Raw genomic sequence first — 14,759 nt, forward strand, 5'->3', positions numbered from 1 at the left:
TGAACCTGAAAGGGTCGACCTCCTGTGTCTGCTGCTCGGGAGGGGAAGCAAGATCGTGTGCGACGAGGACTTCGTCTTCCACAACAATCCCGGCTCGAGCGACGGTGCCGCCACCCTCTCACCAAAGTCGATGCACCGACCGACGGGGGACAACTGGCAGACCCTTTCCATCGACGTCCCGAAGTTGTCCGACGACATCAGCACGGTCCTGCTGGCCGTGTCCGCTCCTCCGGAAGCCGTCACCACGATCGATGCGACCATCAAGACGGCGAAGGCGGTGCAGGACGCGTGGGACGACTGATCCTCCTGCGCCGTCGACGCATCGCTCACCTCGCCCGTGGTAGTCCTCGTCGAACTGGGCAGGGAGGCCGGCTCGTGGACCGCGCGCTGCACGGGGACGGGCTTCGACGGCGGGTTCTGTGAGTTCGTCGGTCACCACGGGGGGATGGTCAACGACTGACGTGGAAAGCGAGCAAAGACAGACAACCGGCTAGGCCTCGCCCACGGAATCTTGCTTATCGAGGTCGCCGGTTCGGTCGTGCTGCACGGTCGGAGAGCACCTTTCGATCTGGTCCGGGTGACCACCGTGAAACCGCTCAGTCCTTCGGACCAGCGGCCCACGAGCTGCACCTACCGGCCGTACGTGTCCGCCGGCCACCCGCCGCCTGTGCTCAGCGACGTCCAACCCACCTGCACGAGCGATGTCGCAACGCGCCGGTCCAGCAAAACCGCGGGGTGGTCAAGCCCTCCTCCCCGGCGAAGTAGAGGAACTTGGTGCCGAACGCCCGCCCGAGGTGGGGCACGGGCTCTCGACGCGGCGGGTGAGGAGCTTGTAGGCGCCGACAGGGTCCCAACGACGAGTAGCGCTGCCTGCTGAAGCTGCTCACCGATGCGGTCGCGGTCCCGGTGGACGGCCTCGACGCGCTTGCTGCACAGGCGCAGGCGGTGCCCGGCTTCCTAGGCGACGGCGGCCCACAGCAGCCAGCGAGCTGCAGCGGGCGACGTCCGCGCATCGTCAGCGAGAGCCCAGACGTTCTTCCGCCGCACGGCGGCGGTGAATGCACCGAAGTCTTTCCGGAACAGCTGAGGCCAGTCGTCCTCGTCCCGGGTGCGGCGCCACCAGCCGACGGGGGCGTCCACGCACTGTTGGGCGACTCCTCCTTCCGGTCGCCGTAGGGGTCCTTCGGTGGCAGGAGGGTGCTCAGGTCAGTGCGGCTCACGGGACGAGCCTGCTACTTCCGTGCACCCTCGTCGCTCCAGGACGTGTGCGGCGTCCCTCGACCGGCTGCTCCAGCAGCGACTCGACGCGCATGCTCGACGTGGTCAAGCAGGCCGTGCTGCTGCACAAGGTCACCGAGCCGGGCTTCACCCGCTGGACGACCGTCGCGGATGTCCTACACGCCGGAACCGCCGTTGGCGCACGCAGCGCCGTGCTGCAGGAGAGCACCGCAGCCTGGAGTGAGTAAGCAGGCCGACGTCGTCCTACACGACCTCAATACCCTTGCCTTCACTCTGCGGCAGGACCCGTCGCTGCAGCTGGCGTACTCCGAGAACGGCTCCTCCGTCGACACCGTCGTCGCCGAGCAGGTTGTCGTGCACGGCGGGCAGCTCACAACGCTGGACGAGGCGGCGTTGCGCGCGGAGCTGGCCGAGCGAATGGCGTAGATCACCGCGAGACAGGAACACCTGGACAGCGTCACGGCGTCTTCACGGAGGCGTTCACGGCGATGTACTGGCGGGCGATGGCGGAGGAGGCGAGCGTCAACCGGTTCAACGGGGAAGGTTGGCTGGTGTGATCCGTGCGGTACCGCGGTGGTGAAGCACCGCGGCACCATGCTGGTCCCCAACCCTTAACGGACTGCAATAGGTCTCCTATTAAGATCGACGCTCTAGGGCCGCTGAGCGCTGGTGCTCCCAAGAACCGGAAACAAGAGAGTTCAACTTATCTTTGTCCACGGCAACCCCCAGGGCCTCGGCGAGGATGTGATAGCCGAGGCGCGGCGGAATCGCGTTTCCAATCTGTTGAGCGATATCCTTACCAGACCACGGGAAGTCAAGCGGGAATGTCTGCAGCTGGCCGGCCTCAGATGAATCAAATCTGCGAATCTCCACGCCACTCTCATCAACGATTCGATTCCTAAGAATCTTACCTGTAACAGTTGCGGCCGGCTCATCGTGCCTGCGTCGACCTCTAGCCTTCGGATCACCCCCTGTTCCATAATTAGATACCACAAAAAAGGGCGTCGCAATTTTCAAGCTATCTTCCATCGACACGCAATCAAGCAGATCTTCATCAAAGGTACCCTGGATATTGCCTAGGTCCCTTGACGAGCGAGTTCGATACTGTTTGTGAGTACGCTTTGGAAGGCAGGGCTGTCGTTCGAGGTGAGCCACCAAGACGGCCCGGCGCCTGGTTTGAGGAACGCCAAATTCTTCGGCCTTGAGCACACCCGCAGCTACCTTGTACCCGATCGAGGCCAGCGCCTCTCCCGTCGCATCCCAGATCGGAAGGACGGCTGGAACCTGCTCCAGCACGATGGCTTTGTAAGGGCGACCTTCTTTGTGAGCCTTCAACGCCCACCTAAGTGGCTCCAGCACCAATCCAGTCCGGTCGTCGTCCAGTGCCTTGAGAGCGCCGCTCACGTCATTGTCGGCCGCCATCTCCTTGACGAGTTGAAGTATGTGCTCGAGAACTCGGCGACCTGCACCGCCGCCGGCCACAGTGAACGTCTGGCACGGAGGGCCGCCCGCGAGAATCGTTGCGTCTTCCCATAGATGATGATTGACCCCCTCGCTGGGGCCATACTTTCTGACGTCTCCTTGCTCGGTCGTCAAACCCGCTTCACTGCGGGTCTTGCAGGCGTTCTTATCCCATTCAATGCCGACTACTGGCACACCTAGCCACTGTGCGGCAACATCAAGTCCACCCGGTCCAGCGAAAAGATCAATGATCTTCTCCTGACCGGCCTCGAGGGCGCTCACGTGCTCAGTGGCCATAGGAGGGGATCCTAGAACGCCGCTCCGACATCTCGGACACTCACACGCCCACGAAGGCCGCCGCAACAGACCGTCCCAGCGCGGCAGCGAGCGGTGGGGGTGTCGCCTCCACCACTTGAAGGTAGCGGGCGGTCTTGAGCCCGGCGATCATCCAGTCGTCCGGGAAGCCCGGGAGTCGCGCGATCCGCTCAACCGTGAGCTTCACGAGACCGGCGCGGTCGAGCGCAGGGTTCCGGAGAAAGTTCAGCCCGGGCGGCTCGTCGGCCATGGTCCCGCTGTCGACGCCCAGCCGGGACCACACCCGCTTGGACCCCGGTCAGTCCGAGGTCCGTCCCTCCTCGATCCCACGACCCGCCGGCGAGCGTCGATGCAAGGCTGGAGGCCGCCAGCACCCATTCCTCCACCTGGCTGCAGCCGCGCGCACCCATCGACTCGCGCAAAGCCGCCCCACCGCCGGAAGACGCTGCAGTGACGGCGCCGGCGCCTTGAGCCGGCGCGTCGCCTCCGGCTCGGCGGCTAAGAAGCCGTTGCAGAAGTTGGTCCAGAGCTCTGGCGCGTCGCACTGCGGCAGGCGCAGCCTGGACGCCATGGTCACCACGACCGGCAGGCCACCGCGTGAGCTGATCAGCGACGAGCTCTGACAGCTGCTGGCCCCGCTGATCCCACTCCCACCGCCGGCGGTCCACGGGCGCACCGGCCGGCCCCGCCGCGATGACCATGCGGCGCTTGAAGGCATCGTCTTCGTGCTGAGCACCGGCATCAGCTGGGCGAGTCCCCCCGCACGCGGGAGGTGCCCTCAGCCGCCCAACCTGGGCCACGGATCGGGCTGGACGTGCTGGCGGCGCCTGCGGGTGCGGCAGAAGGCGGGCGTGTGGGACGACCTGCACGCAGCCGTGCTGGATCGGCTGAGCCAGCAGGGGCTGCTGGACTGGTCTCGCGCCAGCGCCGACTCTGTCAGCGTCCGGGCGAAAAAGAGCGAGCTGACGGGTCCGAACACCATGGACAGAGCGAAACTGAGCGCGAGGTACCACCTGCTCGTCACCCCTGACGGACTGCCGCTGAACATCGTGCTCTCCGGCACCAACCGGCACGACACGATGTTCCTGGCCCCGCTGCTGGACGGCCAGCGCGCCGTCAAGGGCACCGGGCGGGGCGGGCCGCGGCGTCGACCGGTCAAGCTGCACGCGGATAAGGACTACGACAACTGGCCCTGTCGCGCCTACCTGCGCTGGCGCGGGATCGCCGCGCGCATCGCCTGCATTGGCATCGACTCCAGCCAGCGCCCTGGCCGGCGCCGCTGGGTCGTCGAACGCACCATCGGCTGACTGCTGTCCCACAAGCGCCTCACGCTTCACTACGACCGCACAACGACCACGACCACCGCGCTGGTACGGTTGGCGGTCGCGCTGACCTGCGCCCGGCGACCACCCCTAGCGGACTAATGCAACGGCTTCTAAGCCCGAGAAGGGCCGCTACATCCACCCCGAGTGGTCGACAAACGAGAATCAGGCCCACCGTGCGCTCACGCATGCCGAGGTTGCCGCGGTCCGGGGTTCCCACGAGTTCCACACCTGGGTGGCACCGAGGTCGAGATGGCTCGCCAGATCGGCGATGCGGTCCCGCCGCCGTTGTCCCGAGCCGTCGCTCTCCCGGTCAGACGACGCCTGCGCGCTGGATAGCCGCGTCGATCGCCTGCTGAATCGCCTCGACCGCGTCCAAGACGTGCTCGTGCTCCCAGACGCGAACTGCGGTCCAGCTCTCTGCTTCGAGCGCCGACACGATCTCCGCGTCTCGTACACGCGCCGACTCCGCACGGCGCCCCCAGTAGCCCACATCATTGCGTGGCGTGGCGCCGTGCTCTGGGCACCCGTGCCAGAAGCAGCCATCGATGAAAACCGCGACCCGCTGCTCCGGGAACAGCACGTCCGCAATGATGCGCCGACCAGCAAGCGGACGAGACTCCACCTCGAACCGCATCTTTTTCTCTTTCAGGGCTTGCCTAAGGCGGCGCTCCGGCTGGGTGCCGGACGCCGCAGCGTCCAGCCCCGGCGTCTTCTGAGGTTTCACGTCGTCTCACCGCCGGCAGGGCGGGACCGATCACGACGAGGCGTCTCGGCGAGCAGTTCGGTCAGGAGCCGTTCCATGGCGTCGATCGACTCCTGCGGGATGTCGCCGTCATCAGGACCGTCGGGGAGGTTGTCGACGACGGTCAGCGGGTCGAAGTCCCGGATGGCGTGCTGCCAGCCTCGCAGGGCCTCGACGTCCTGGGTCTCGTCAGGCGCCATCAGATCGAGCACAAGGGTGCTCGCTGCTGCGTTGGTCGCCTTGCTGAGCGCATTGGCCGCGTCACCGGGGCGGTCCCTGATGGCGTGGATCACCTTGATGAACGCCTGAGCAGTCGGGCGGTGGTGGGAAGGGGCGATCCGGATGAAGTTGTTAGGGATGTCCTGGACGGCCATGGCGCGCCCGACCGGGTCGTAGTCGGGGCCGTTGCGGAAGATCTCCGCGGCCCACCAGAGCCTTGCGAGCGCGTGCTTGTCGTCACGGCCAGCGAAGCGCTCCAACCGCACGGGCTTGGGGTCCTCCCCCGCGACGACGGGCTTGCTGAACCGCCACCGGACGAAGTCTGGCGCCCAGACGAGACCCATCCAGCGCCACAGGCCCTGGTCGGCCGCCTGGTGCCGATCCAACCGAAGGGCAGCGTGCAAGCACGGGGCGAGCCAGGAGTCGGCCGCCGAGGGGTTGGCGTCGTACTTCACCATGGCCTTGTCCAGCAGGATCCGGACGGCGTCGAGATCGACACAGAGGTCGGGGCTCGTGGGCACGAGGTACGGCGTGAAATCGACACTCTCGAGGCCGAGGAGGAATGAAGGAGTGGCCTTGCGGAGAGCCTCGTAGGCGAGGCGGTGAGGCTGGGTGGTCATGCCGGGTCACCTTCCACGGTCGGCAAGTCGGACAGGAGGTCGAAGCCCATGCGCATCAACTTGGGCATCTGCGCCTGGGCGGAGGCGGCGCGAACGAGATCCGCGTGGAGCCCGGCCGCTGCGTCGGGGGACGACATGGCGGCGAGCGCCTCGACAAGCGCGTCGTTGACGCCGCGCCCCGGGTACAGGCGGGGCAGCAGCAACTGGAGAACCGTGACCATCCACTCCGGAACGGGCCACGAAATCTCTCCCGTGTCCTCGTCGATCTCGGCGTGGGCCAGGCTGGCGAGGAACAGCGCCTGCCAAACGCGGCTGGCGATGTCGCTGCGGGTGAGGTTGTAGACTGAGCGCACGGCACCGCTCCGGCGGCGAGCGTCGCTCAAGACCGGGTAAAGGCCGTCAAACCCCTTGTTGAGGTAAAGGATCGGACCGTTCTCCTCGATGACGAGGTAGATCGGCTCCTTGGAAAAAGCGCGGAGATCAGGTTCGCCGTCGGTAGGGTTGGCGAAGTCCACCCAAGCCATGCTGAGAGCGTCGTAGGCCTGACTGCGCGGCTTGTCCTCGAATCGGAGCGTCCACGGGTCGGAGGCGCCGATTCGGCGAAACGGGACACCGTCCACTGTCGCCGTGGCGATCGCGGTCATGGTGGCGACCCCGGCGAACGACGCCCGCTCGAGCCGGATCGAGGCGTGCCAGACACCGTCGGTGTCGGGATCGGCCTCCATCGTGACTGCGAGGCGCGCATTGCTGGAGCCGGACTGGATCATGATCGAGAGAGCGGGGTCGCTCCAGGGACTGTCGGGCGCGTTGATCTCCACCGCGGGAGCCGTCGCTGTGACATGCATAGTGACCGATGACCAGGGCGAATCGTCGAGCGGCGCGAGGCTGACTTCCTGCCGCGCGGTGTCGAAGTAGCCGGCGGCCATCTCGCGTCCGTCGATGGACGCCTCGTCGATGGCGAGTGCGATGAAGCCGGTAAGGGTCCGGTAAGGGTAGATGAACTTCATCACGCACCGACCCGGTACGTGCGGACGTCGACGATGACCTTGGCGCGCTTGGATCCCACGGGGTGCGAGGCGGTCTTGGTGCGCCCGTTGAACGAAGCGGTCCGCGCATTAGGCGTCGAGGACAGCCGGCCGTCCGCCCCCAGCGTGCAGTTGGACATAGGCTTGATCTCCTCCCATTCGACGGGAATCGGGGTACCGCTCTCCGTACCGAACTTTAGAACCGGGTCGAAGACCCACGGCTCAGCACGACGCGGGAGCGTGACGGTCACTTCGACTTGCCAGGCGCCGTGCTCGTCCAGCGAGCCGCTGGCGTCTCGGACGCGCGGCCGGGGATCGGGTCCGAGCTTCGGGGGTGTGATGCGGAGAAGCTCCTTCAGGCCCTCCGGGCCATCGTCGGTGACGCTGACGGGCTGCCGAACGACGTCCTTGACGGTCTTTCCGACCGCGGCGAGGAAGTCGTTGATCCTGGTCTTCGCGCCGCGTGCGTAGACGCTGGAGAAGTCACCGGTCGGCTTCGTCCAACTGTTGTGCTCCGGGTTCTCGGCTGCGCGGAGGAAGCGCTCGGCTGCGCGGTCGCCGGCCGACTCACCAGCCGCGTGGCCAGCGAGCACGACTGCCCGGAAGGGCACGGCGCCCAGCGGCAGCCCGTGCAGGGGCTGATCAAAGATGGTCATGAGGCTGCCGCGCATGTACTGGATGCGGTTGGCGTCCTTGTCGCCCGAGTTGGCGGGTCCGACGAGGAGGACGGCCTCATGCTCGATCGCGTCGTGCCCGCCTCGCGGGTCCTTGCGCTTCGGGACGGTGAGGGACACCATCTTGAGCGTGGCGGTCTCGCTGTCCTCGAAGTCGTCAGAGACGTCCCCCGAGCGGTACTTCTTCAGCATCTCGACGCGGGCGGCGAGGTGCTCGTGGGCACTGGGATCGACGACGCTGTCGCGCACCAGTTCGTCGTTTCGCATGGCCGCCACGGAAGCGCGGAGGGAAGCTGGCTCGGCGTCGGTTTCCACCATGGCCGCCCAGAAGTTGTCAGCGAGCGCGTCTACGAGGACCTGGTGCATGTCTTCGATGGAGGACCCCTTGTCCTCGGGGTCGTAGGCGCCAACGATGAGGAAGGACGTTCCAGGCCGGGCGTCGCTGCGGTCGAGGTTGAGGTCTTTGAGGAGCGCCTCGTTGTTCCAGTAAGACACGGCTACTGCGCCGGGATCCTCCTGCTTTCCAAACCACGCGGGCCCAGCGAACTCGGATCCGTTGTCCTCGTGCCACGGCAGTTCCATGCGACCGATGAACCGACCGACGCGGTTGCCGTCCTCGGCTGAGGAGAGCGTGCTGTTGATCAGCACCAGTCCGAACTGGGAGACCGCCCACATGGTCGCCTTGCCGAGGCCGAAGGAGCCGCCGGCAACCTCGCTCTTGTTGCTGTCGAGCGTGTTGCGGGCGACGGCCGCGAAGTTCCCCCGGCCGGACTCCGGCCCGACCAGACCGACGGCGTTGTAGTCGTCCACCCGAATGAGCACGAGCCGGTTCCGCTCACGGAGGTCCTCCAAGCCCTGACGGATGACGGTCCCCGCCTTCTGGTCCATGTCCACCGCCGCTTCGAGGTGCCCCTCGAGTTTCGACCACTGCAGCGCGGAGAGGAAGCGGTCGAGGTGGTCGCCAGTCAGTTCGATGATCGTGAACTTCAGGAAGACAGTGCTCTCACCGGGCAGCCTCGCGTCGCATGTGTTCTGGCCGACCTCTCGCCCGAGGGCCACGAGGGAGGGCGCGAAGGCAAAGACCGCGGCGTTGCCGAGTTCGCGCCCGCCATCCTCAGGCGCCGGCCGGAAGTACCAGCCGGTCTCCAGCGCGTACTTATCACGCAGGAAGACGTACTTCGCCTCATCGAGGAGGGGGGAGCGGAGGAGGTCCCCGTACTCGAGGTACGAAGGGCCCACCCCCAGAACGCTCGCGATCTTACCGGTGTTCTCGCGCGACGGGGTCTTCGTATTCGTGCACCAGGCGTTTACCGTGGCTCGTGATACGCCCACAGCCTCAGCGAGTCGACCTTGTGTCAGCCCCATGCTGCTCATGCCGCGGGAGATCCGCTCGCCCATCGTGTCCGTCATCCCGAAGTTCACCTTTCTGCCTTCTAGTCCCCCGCACCACGCGGCTTGTCAACTTCTAGACGACATGTTGCCAGCCGACAAGAATGGTGTCAACTCTTAGGCGAATCCAGGCGCCTGGCCTGCCTGGTGTCGTCGGAGAGTTGACACCACGGGGCAGTCCGCAGCGGGCGGGGTCCATGGCTCGCTGTAAGACCGCCGCCGCACCAGCGCCCCAGAGGACGGGCCTTGACCCACTACAGCGAGCGCTGTGGTCGGCGCGCGCTACTAGGCCTTTTCCATCCCGGTGACGCGTAGGGTGGTGGCCAAGATGAGCGAAGCTCCTGGTAAGACGGGGGTTGTCGAGAACATCCGCATCACCAGGGGTTTCCTGTGCTGTCCACCCGCCCGGGCTGCCGGTGTCCACCCGCTTCCTGAACCTGCTGGTCGAGGCGCTTCGCCAGCGTCGAGAGCGCCTCGCCCCACCTTGGCGTCGCCTGAGCGCGGGGCATCAGGCGCTGCTGGTGCTTGGCGCACCTGCGCAAAGGAGAGCGTTACGTGGGCCTGGCCGCCGGCTTCGAGGTCGGCATCGCCACCGTGCGCCGTGACGTGCACGAGGCACTGGACGTCCTGGCCGGGCCGACGCCGCCCCTGGCACAGGCCGCGGCGATGGCCGCGGCCAAGGCCTACGTCGTCTTGGTCCCCCACTGCGCGGGAAGTGCCCCCAGGCACCTTGCTGCACATCTACCGGGTCACGATGGCCAGCAAGGGCGATCGCACCTACGACTCCGGCAAGCCTCCCCCGGAGGGAGGACTCCTAGACGGACGGTTGAACGTGCAGACCGTGGCCGATCCGGCCGGGTGGCTGATCTGGGCTTCAATGGCGACGCCGGGCTCACGCCACGACATCGCCTGCGCCCGCGACCACGGCCTGCTCACCGCACTAGCTGGCACCGGGGTGTAGGTCCTGGCCGATTGCGGCGACCAAGGCGCCGAGCGCGAGTGCCCCAGCGTGCGGGTGACGCAGCCCTCACGCCGCAAGGACCGCACCAGCGGCAGGCTGCGGGCGCTGTCGGTGAACCAACGCGCGGTCAACCGCGCCCACGCCGCGCTGCCGACGCCGAGCGAACGGGCCAACGCCCAGCTGAAGAACTGGCGCATCCTGACCAAGATCTGCAGTAACCCCAGCGCCGCGAGCAATCTGGTCGCCGCCGTGCAGACCCTCATCCTCGCCGGCTGACTCAAATGGAAAGGCTCACGCTTCCGTCCGCAGGCCACCACCACACGTCGAGCAGCGGCTCACCGTACCGGTACCTCGCCCCGACACCGCAGGCGCTGGCGGTTCAAGACTCTGCCCAGAGACGCCACCCATACGGTGGCGCCGGCGACGCGCCGAACCGTCCGATCCAGGAAAGTGCCCACTTCGACCTCGACGCGTCGCAGGACCGCAGCACCCGGCGCGCTCGGGGAGACTGTCCCGTCCGGCCCGACCTCGTTGGCGGAGGCGGTGCTCGCCCAGGTGCGGCGCGCACCGCTCTCCACCGCCCGCGAGATTGCCCGCAGCCTGGCGGGTACCGCGTGGGCGGCCGATAAGAGCACGGTCAACTCGGTGCTGTACCGGGGCCTGGGCAGCACGTTCGTCAAGGACGAGTCCACCCGTCCCCGCTGGTCGGCCGCCGGAGGCGAGCAGGGCTCCGCCCCGAAGACGGCTTCGACGCCCCCGAAGCCACCCCGACACCGCACGGACGCCCGTGGAACCAACCCTGCGCCGCAGCCGACCGCCGCGCCAGCGGTGTCGGCGATGGAGGAGCTGATCGCCTCGCTCCGAGAGCGGTGCTCGACGGACGATCTACCCGCTCCGGCTCCGCGCGTCACACGCACGAGGGCCGTCGAAGCACCGGCTACCTGGGGCCTGTCCCTGCACCCTTGGCAGGACGAAGCGATGCGCGCCTGGTACGGCCAGGGGTGCCGGGGCGTCGTCGAAGCAGTGACCGGTTCGGGGAAGACGCACCTGGGCCTGGCGGCCGCGGCTCGTGCCACGGCAGACGGCATGGCCACCACGGTGCTGGTTCCCTCCGTGGAGCTGCAGCGGCAGTGGGTCCGCCGCTTCGCCTCCCACCTCCCCTGCCTGACCGTCGCCACCGTCGGCGGGGAGGTCACGGGTGACAGCTCGCGCGCGGACGTCGTCGTCGCCGTCGTCAACAGCGCGGCACGACGTCCGCTGCTGCGCGGCGCGGCGGGGGACCTGATCATCGCCGACGAGGTGCACCGGTACGGCGCAGGCACGTGGTCTACCGCGCTGCGCGAGGCTTACACCCGACGTCTGGGCCTGACGGCCACGCTCGAACGCAGCGACGACGCCGTCGACACCGTGATCCGCCCCTACTTCGGGGCGAGCGCGTACGAGTACACCTTCGAGCGGGCGATCCGGGACGAGGTCGTCTCTCCCTTCCGCCTGGTCCTGGCCCCGGTCGGCATGACGGACGAGGAACTGGCCGAGTACGACGTCCTGAGCGCGAAGATCGGTGACTGCCTGCGCCGGCTCAGGAGCCAGGGGGCGCTCGCGGGAACCTCGGGAGCGTCGCTGAGTCAGAGCTTGCGGCGGATCGCGGGAACCGGCGGCGTCCTCGGACGGACAGCGCAGGCGGCGGAGACGGCGATGCGCGCCCGGCGCCACCTGCTCGCCGAGCTCGAGGGCAAGGTCGACGCGCTCGGCGAGCTCTCGCCCCTGGTCGACGTCTCCGAAGGCACCGTGGTGTTCACGCAGAGCAAGTCCAGTGCGGAGGCGGTCGCGGACCGCCTGCGCGAGGAGGGCGTTCCCGCAGCGGCGCTGCACGCCGACATGGACGCGAGGGAGCGGCACGAGAACCTCGAGGCGCTGGAGCGTCAACGCCTCCTCGCACTGGCCGCCCCCAAGCTGTTGGACGAGGGCATCGACGTCCCCACGGTGGACCTCGGCATCGTCACCACCGCGAGCCGCAGTCGGCGCCAGATGGTTCAGCGCCTGGGACGGGTCATCCGACGGAAGCCGGGAGGTCGGGTGGTGACGTTCGTCATCCTCTTCGCCGAGGGAACGGTGGAGGACCCCACCGACGGTGCGCACGAGGGGTTCTTCGACATGGTGATGGACGTCGCGGCCGACGTCCGCCTGCTGGACGACGACTGGACGGCCGAAGACTTCCTGGGTGCGTGACGAGCGGGCGCGGCCCGCTCGTCACGCTCACCGGGAGGCGCGCCTTCCAGTGGAACGGATGCGATCGCCGAACCACTCGGTGGCTCCGACCGTGGTCACGTACACGGTACGGCCGTCGACGAAGCTGCTCACCGTGCCGGTCTCGTCGACCCAGACGCGCCCAGCGGCTCGCACCGCACGGATGCGGTCGAGCACGGCCGCAGCGGTCGGGCGCCCGACCACGTCCGCCAGGACGCGTTCGGTGGTCATGTGGACGATGTGTCCGTCGGCTGTCACGCGAGCGCGATCACCTCTCGGGTAGCCGGGAAGCACTGTGCCGGGTGCGAACGCGGCATCGGGCGCCCATCGCGTCACCGCCAGCTCCCCGGCCGTCGCGTCGACGAGGCTTCGGACCGACCGGAGGTCGACGGGTCGAATCGCTTCCAGAGCGCCCACGGCACGGATCAACTCCGACGAGGACTCCGAGGTGTCGGCACGACGCCGCAGGACCTGCTCGAGCTGCCGCAGCGGAAGGGGTCGCTCATGAGACCCGAGCTCCTCGAGCAGCGAGGCCATCGCCGCCACGATGTCCCGAGCCCGTCCGACACCGGCATCGTCGAACTGCTCGTACCGCGCGCACTCGAAGCGGAGGTGCAGCACGTCGTCGACCGCGTCGACCCCCATGATCTCCCGGAGCGCGTCATCCGACAGCACGTCACCGAGGAGCGCCGACGCTCGCCGCGGGTCGATCCCCGGGCGTCGTCGGAAGACGCTGTCCCCCACACGTCCCCACCACGGAGAGGCGTGGCCGCAGCGCTCGTCCAACTCCTCGAAGACAGCGTGACCGAAGTACGCGACCGCCACGCGCACGGCACAGGTGATCGGATCACCGCCCGAGCGCGGAGGTACCGCGACCAGCTGACGACGTCGATGCGACACGGCTCCTCCCACGGTCCGACCCATGAGAGAACGGCGCGTCGAGGTAGCTACACGATCTTCCGCTCGGGTGACGTCCCTTCGGGTGACGGACCCGTGGTGGACGCCGCGGGCTCCCGTCCACGCACTGCGGCCTCGACCTGCTCGGCGGCTTCTTGAGGGTCCTCGTGCTCCCAGATGCGGATCACTCGCCAGCCGGCGTCGCGGAGGCGTGCCGTCGTCTCGAGGTCCCTGCGACGGTTCCCGTCGACCTTCCCCGCCCAGAAGTCGGCGTTGCGCTTGGCAACGGTGTGATGGACGGGACACCCGTGCCAGAAGCAACCGTCCAGGAAGACCGCCACCTTGACCCGGGGAAACACGAGGTCAGCCGTCCGCCGCAGTTCCTTCAACGGTCGCCGCGACACGAAGTAGCGGAGCCCGCGTGCGTGCACCGCTCGGCGCAACGCCAGCTCCGGCGAGGTGTCCCTGCCCTTGTTGCTCCGCATGCTCGCGGCCACCTGCGGAGAGGACGCCCACGACGCTCCAGACACGGTACGAGCGTAAGCGCGTTGCTGAGTCATCACCCGACGAGCTCGGTTCAGAGGAGCCGATCGACGAGGTGCTCGGCGATCGCCCGCGCCAACGGCGGCGGCACCGCGTTGCCGATCTGCCGCGCGATGGACGCCTTGCTACCGCACCACCGGAAGTCCGCCGGGAAGCCCTGAAGGAGCGCTGCCTCGTAGTGGGTGATGGCGCGATGCTCCTCGGGGTGCAGGTAGCGACCCTTCTCCGGCTTGAAGAACTCGGTGCGCACGGTGACGGACGGCTTGGTCCAGTGCAGCCGACCCATGACGTCACCGGCTCCGGCGAAGTCGCCCTGCCAGCACGGCAGCCGCAGCTCGTGCGGCAGGTCGTGCCGGTTACCCCCCGGCGGGACGGCCTCGAAGCGGCGGCGCCAGACGTCGGAGACCGGGCGGGTGACGTGCAGCTCATCCATGGCGTAGCTGCCTGCGACGACGGCGCCGTTGACGGTGCGTGAGCGTCGCGGCAGCTCCGCCGGCTCCACCTGTACGGGGACACCGACGAGGGCAGTGGCCAGGTCGATGGGCGGGGTCTCCAACGCGGGCGGGGGTCCGAGCTCGTCCAGTCCCCGGCGCCGGCCGACGACCACGGCACGCCGGCGGGACTGCGGGACGCCGTAGTCGGCGGCGTTGAGCAGGTGCGCCTCGAGGTGGAAGCCCGCCAGCCGACCACCGGGTCGTGTCTCGTCCTGAAGGAGGCCGAACTGCCCAGACCGCAGGAAGGGGGGCACGTTCTCCAGGACGAAGAAGGCCGGCCGTACGCTCTGGAGCACGCGCACGTACTCCTGCCAGAGCACGTTGCGCGGGTCGCGCGGGTTGCGAAGACCGAGCCCGGAGAATCCTTGGCACGGCGGGCCGCCCACCACCACGTCGACCGGTGGTCCTCCGCACCACCTCCAATCGGCGATGTCACCGACGTGCACGTGCTCACCGAAGTTGACCGCGTAGGTGGCCGCGGCGTGCGGGTGCAGCTCCACCGCCCCGACGGGCTCAAAGGCACCCGAGGCGACGAACCCGCTCGTGAGGCCTCCGCACCCGGCGAACAGGTCGAGCACGCGGAAGGTGCGGCTCCGACCACCTCGTGC

At 68.0% G+C, this 14,759-nt stretch carries 14 protein-coding genes and 1 pseudogene; 6 read left to right on the forward strand and 9 right to left on the reverse strand.

Translation table 11 applies throughout. The features are described 5' to 3' along the window. Positions 1-22 precede the first annotated feature (22 nt). The 3 genes from ACRYM6_RS11640 to ACRYM6_RS11650 all read left to right on the forward strand — a co-directional run bounded on the left by ACRYM6_RS11640 (position 23) and on the right by ACRYM6_RS11650 (position 1,665). Positions 23-301 carry a TerD family protein gene (locus ACRYM6_RS11640; protein ID WP_432543077.1) on the forward strand — a complete coding sequence of 93 codons (279 nt, stop codon included), beginning with the start codon at positions 23-25 and terminating at the stop codon, positions 299-301. 1,009 nt (positions 302-1,310) lie between these two features. Beyond that, the gene (locus ACRYM6_RS11645) at positions 1,311-1,466 is read left to right on the forward strand and encodes a hypothetical protein (protein WP_432543037.1); all 156 of its coding nucleotides are present in this window, start codon (positions 1,311-1,313) and stop codon (positions 1,464-1,466) included. Next, positions 1,459-1,665, forward strand: a complete 207-nt coding sequence (locus ACRYM6_RS11650) for a hypothetical protein (RefSeq protein ID WP_432543038.1) — start codon at positions 1,459-1,461, stop codon at positions 1,663-1,665. The genes ACRYM6_RS11645 and ACRYM6_RS11650 overlap by 8 nt, the downstream gene beginning before the upstream one ends. Before the next feature lie 210 nt (positions 1,666-1,875). Here the strand turns inward: ACRYM6_RS11650 and ACRYM6_RS11655 are convergent, their stop codons facing one another. Together ACRYM6_RS11655 and ACRYM6_RS11660 are read right to left on the reverse strand one after the other, a co-directional pair. Beyond that, positions 1,876-2,982, reverse strand: coding sequence for a DNA cytosine methyltransferase (locus ACRYM6_RS11655; protein WP_432543039.1), 1,107 nt, complete (start codon positions 2,980-2,982; stop codon positions 1,876-1,878). Between the two features lie 55 nt (positions 2,983-3,037). After that, positions 3,038-3,265 (reverse strand): DNA cytosine methyltransferase, encoded by a 228-nt coding sequence (locus ACRYM6_RS11660; protein WP_432543040.1) that lies wholly within the window; start codon positions 3,263-3,265, stop codon positions 3,038-3,040. Positions 3,266-3,641: 376 nt separating this feature from the next. Between ACRYM6_RS11660 and ACRYM6_RS11665 the strand changes: the two are divergent. Next, positions 3,642-4,439, forward strand: a pseudogene (locus ACRYM6_RS11665) (IS5 family transposase). Positions 4,440-4,650: 211 nt separating this feature from the next. Here the strand turns inward: ACRYM6_RS11665 and ACRYM6_RS11670 are convergent. From ACRYM6_RS11670 to ACRYM6_RS11685, 4 genes are read right to left on the reverse strand one after another with little or no spacing between them, the layout of a single operon-like run. Next, entirely contained in the window at positions 4,651-5,064 is a 414-nt protein-coding gene (locus ACRYM6_RS11670; RefSeq protein WP_432543041.1) for a very short patch repair endonuclease, read from the reverse strand. Further along, positions 5,061-5,921 (reverse strand): DUF6339 family protein, encoded by an 861-nt coding sequence (locus ACRYM6_RS11675; RefSeq protein WP_432543042.1) that lies wholly within the window; start codon positions 5,919-5,921, stop codon positions 5,061-5,063. Before ACRYM6_RS11675 ends, ACRYM6_RS11670 begins: the two co-directional genes overlap by 4 nt. Continuing rightward, complete coding sequence (locus ACRYM6_RS11680; protein WP_432543043.1) at positions 5,918-6,931, reverse strand: hypothetical protein; 1,014 nt, start codon at positions 6,929-6,931, stop codon at positions 5,918-5,920. The genes ACRYM6_RS11675 and ACRYM6_RS11680 overlap by 4 nt, the downstream gene beginning before the upstream one ends. Beyond that, a complete protein-coding gene (locus ACRYM6_RS11685) occupies positions 6,928-9,030 on the reverse strand; it encodes a helix-turn-helix transcriptional regulator (protein WP_432543044.1) in 2,103 nt (700 codons plus the stop codon). The genes ACRYM6_RS11680 and ACRYM6_RS11685 overlap by 4 nt, the downstream gene beginning before the upstream one ends. 994 nt (positions 9,031-10,024) lie before the next feature. Here ACRYM6_RS11685 and ACRYM6_RS11690 point away from each other — a divergent pair. Beyond that, on the forward strand, positions 10,025-10,246 hold the full coding sequence (locus ACRYM6_RS11690) for a hypothetical protein (protein ID WP_432543045.1): 222 nt from the start codon (positions 10,025-10,027) through the stop codon (positions 10,244-10,246). A 267-nt stretch (positions 10,247-10,513) separates the two neighbouring features. Continuing rightward, on the forward strand, positions 10,514-12,199 hold the full coding sequence (locus tag ACRYM6_RS11695; protein WP_432543046.1) for a DEAD/DEAH box helicase: 1,686 nt from the start codon (positions 10,514-10,516) through the stop codon (positions 12,197-12,199). 27 nt (positions 12,200-12,226) lie between these two features. Here the strand turns inward: ACRYM6_RS11695 and ACRYM6_RS11700 are convergent, their stop codons facing one another. The 3 genes from ACRYM6_RS11700 to ACRYM6_RS11710 all read right to left on the reverse strand — a co-directional run bounded on the left by ACRYM6_RS11700 (position 12,227) and on the right by ACRYM6_RS11710 (position 14,729). Further along, positions 12,227-13,048, reverse strand: coding sequence for a hypothetical protein (locus ACRYM6_RS11700; RefSeq protein WP_432543047.1), 822 nt, complete (start codon positions 13,046-13,048; stop codon positions 12,227-12,229). A 116-nt stretch (positions 13,049-13,164) separates the two neighbouring features. Beyond that, positions 13,165-13,599, reverse strand: a complete 435-nt coding sequence (locus tag ACRYM6_RS11705) for a very short patch repair endonuclease (protein WP_432543078.1) — start codon at positions 13,597-13,599, stop codon at positions 13,165-13,167. A 92-nt stretch (positions 13,600-13,691) separates the two neighbouring features. Continuing rightward, positions 13,692-14,729, reverse strand: coding sequence for a DNA cytosine methyltransferase (locus ACRYM6_RS11710; protein WP_432543048.1), 1,038 nt, complete (start codon positions 14,727-14,729; stop codon positions 13,692-13,694). Positions 14,730-14,759 lie beyond the last annotated feature (30 nt).

The sequence above is a fragment of the Kineococcus rugosus genome (assembly GCF_050871975.1).
Classification (GTDB): Bacteria; Actinomycetota; Actinomycetes; order Actinomycetales; family Kineococcaceae; genus Kineococcus.

Bases quoted from the DNA above. Each gene is read 5' to 3' on its own strand.
- ACRYM6_RS11685 (WP_432543044.1), bottom strand. From the start codon at position 9,030: ATGACGGACACGATGGGCGAGCGGATCTCCCGCGGCATGAGCAGCATG.
- ACRYM6_RS11660 (WP_432543040.1), bottom strand. From the start codon at position 3,265: ATGGCCGACGAGCCGCCCGGGCTGAACTTTCTCCGGAACCCTGCGCTC.
- ACRYM6_RS11675 (WP_432543042.1), bottom strand. From the start codon at position 5,921: ATGACCACCCAGCCTCACCGCCTCGCCTACGAGGCTCTCCGCAAGGCC.
- ACRYM6_RS11705 (WP_432543078.1), bottom strand. From the start codon at position 13,599: ATGCGGAGCAACAAGGGCAGGGACACCTCGCCGGAGCTGGCGTTGCGC.
- ACRYM6_RS11645 (WP_432543037.1), top strand. From the start codon at position 1,311: ATGCTCGACGTGGTCAAGCAGGCCGTGCTGCTGCACAAGGTCACCGAG.